Genomic DNA, 2,254 nt, shown 5'->3' on the forward strand with positions numbered 1-2,254 from the left:
GGTTCTGGCCCAAGTTCTGTGGTGCATTCACGCTCTGTAAATGTTGATCTTCGTATCGGCTCTCCTCGATCGTCTTGAAATGCCCCATGGTGGCTGCGCTGTGCCCGAGAGTCCGAGGCCGTGGACGAAGTGCTGCTTCGGCTGGAAGAGCTCCTGTTCCTGTCGGACCCTGAAGTTGCGGTGGTGTCGGCGGATGACGACGGCGAGGCGATCTGGATCGGCGTCATGCGTAAGTCGGCCGGTGCTGAGTGTCCGGGCTGCGGAAGGTGGTCGAACCGCATTCACGGGTCCTACCTGCGTTTTCCTGCTGATCTGCCCAGCGTTGGAAGGCGTGTGGTGCTGCGTCTGCGGGTCCGCCGGTTCACCTGCGCGGACACCTCCTGCGGGCGGCAGACCTTCGTTGAACAGGTGCCTGGACTGACTCGCCGTCATGCCCAGCGGACTGAGCGGCTGCGTTCGGCCCTGGCCGAGGTGGGTCTCGCTTTGGCCGGCCGCGCGGGCGCTCGCCTTGCGGACGTCTTCGGCATCTCCGTCAGCCGCAGCACGGTACTTCGGCTGGTCGATGCGATGCCTGAACCTCAACCGTCGTCACCGCGGGTGGTGGGCATCGACGAGTACGCGATGCGCAAGGGTCGTATCTACGGGACTGTGCTGGTCGACGTCGAAACCCGCAGGCCCGTGGATCTGTTGCCCGACCGTGAGGCAGCCACCGTCGCCGCCTGGCTTGCCGGGCGTCCTGGGGTTGAGGTGGTCTGCCGCGACCGTGCCCCCTTCTTCGCCGAAGGTGCCAGCACCGGAGCTCCCACCGCGGTGCAGGTCGCAGACCGTTTCCATCTCTGGCGCAACCTCGGCGAGGCCGCCGAGCGATGCGTGTTGCGCCATCGGTCTTGTCTGCGAGTGCCGTTCGAGGTGCCCGGTTCCGAGAGCGTCACCGCGCCACCGGTCCCCGAAGCCGGCGCGTCACCCTGGCCGACTGGGCACCGTTTCGCCGACCGAACCCGCGAGAAACACGCGATCGTCCACAGCATGCTCGGTGAAGGGCACAGTCGTCGGGCTGTCGCCCGTGAACTTCGGATGACCTACCGAACCGTGCAGCGCCTGGCCGACGCAGCAATCCCGGAAGACCTCTTCCAAGGACAGTGGCAGAACCGCAGGACGAAGCTCGACGACTTCAAGCCGTACGTGCACGAGCGGTGGGCCGAGGGCTGCACGAACGCCTGGACCATCTGGAAGGAGATCCAGAGCAACGGATACACCGGTGGATACGGGGCCGTCCGCGCTTACCTTCGTCCTTTTCGGGACATGGTGCCGAAAGGTCGGCCGCCATCGCCCAGGACAGTCGCCGGGTGGATCCTCACCCACCCCGACGCCCTTCCGGAGAACGAGCGACTGAAACTCAAGGCCGTTCTGGCCCACTGCCCCGCGCTGGACGCCCTCGCCGGGCACGTCCGTTCCTTCGGGCAGATACTCACCCAGCTCCAGGGAGAACGGCTCCCCGAGTGGATCGCGGCGGTCCGGGCCGACGACCTGCCCAGCATGCACACCTTCATCAACGGCCTCGAACGTGACCTCGCGGCCGTCACCGCTGGTCTGACCCTGCCCTGGAGCTCAGGCGTCGTGGAAGGCCACGTCAACCGCATCAAAATGATCAAGCGACAGATGTACGGACGCGCTGGCTTCAGGCTCCTGCGTAAGCGGGTACTGCTTGGCTCGTGACCTCACTGTCGGTGGCCGGTGCGAGGATCCCCGGACGGCCACGCGAGGAGAGATATGGGCACCTGGGACATCGGCCCCTTTGACAACGACACCGCCGCCGACTTCGCCGGCGACCTGGACGAGGCAGCCGTGGAAGAACGCGAGCCCATGATCCGCAGAGTCCTCAAACGCGCCGCCGACCCCGTGGACTGCCTGGACGCCCCTGACGCCGAGCGAGCAGTGGCCGCAGCGGCCCTGGTTGTCGCACAGCACCCTGACGGCGAGCCCGCGTGTTCGATTATGGGTCCATCGGAGTCGCTACCGGAGCTCCCTGCAGACCTCCGAACGCTCGCCGTCGACGCCCTGGACCAAGTGGCCTCTGAGCTGTCTGAACTCGCCGAGCTGTGGGCCGAAGCTGCGAACTACTCGAAGTGGCGCCAGGACATCACCCGCCTTCGCGATGTCCTTGACCCTCCGATCCCGCCACAAGAGGAAGCCCTCTTCGACATCTAACTGGTCACCCCCAGTTACGGACCACAGAACTTGAGCCAGAACCCGA

Annotated in this window: 2 protein-coding genes; both read left to right on the forward strand. The window is 65.9% G+C overall.

Going from position 1 to position 2,254, the window contains the following annotated elements; genetic code table 11:
• Positions 1–120: 120 nt before the first annotated feature.
• Positions 121–1,716: an ISL3 family transposase gene (locus tag KUM38_RS29645; protein ID WP_217133774.1), complete on the forward strand. Its 1,596-nt coding sequence runs from the start codon at positions 121–123 to the stop codon at positions 1,714–1,716.
• 54 nt (positions 1,717–1,770) lie between these two features.
• Complete coding sequence (locus KUM38_RS29650) at positions 1,771–2,208, forward strand: DUF4259 domain-containing protein (protein WP_217133776.1); 438 nt, start codon at positions 1,771–1,773, stop codon at positions 2,206–2,208.
• Positions 2,209–2,254: the final 46 nt, after the last annotated feature.

This window comes from Streptomyces sp. AC558_RSS880 (assembly GCF_019049255.1).
Taxonomy (GTDB): Bacteria; Actinomycetota; Actinomycetes; order Streptomycetales; family Streptomycetaceae; genus Streptomyces.

What these genes read in the sequence shown, in the direction of transcription:
- KUM38_RS29650 (WP_217133776.1), top strand. Translation starts at nt 1,771, where the DNA reads ATGGGCACCTGGGACATCGGCCCCTTTGACAACGACACCGCCGCCGAC.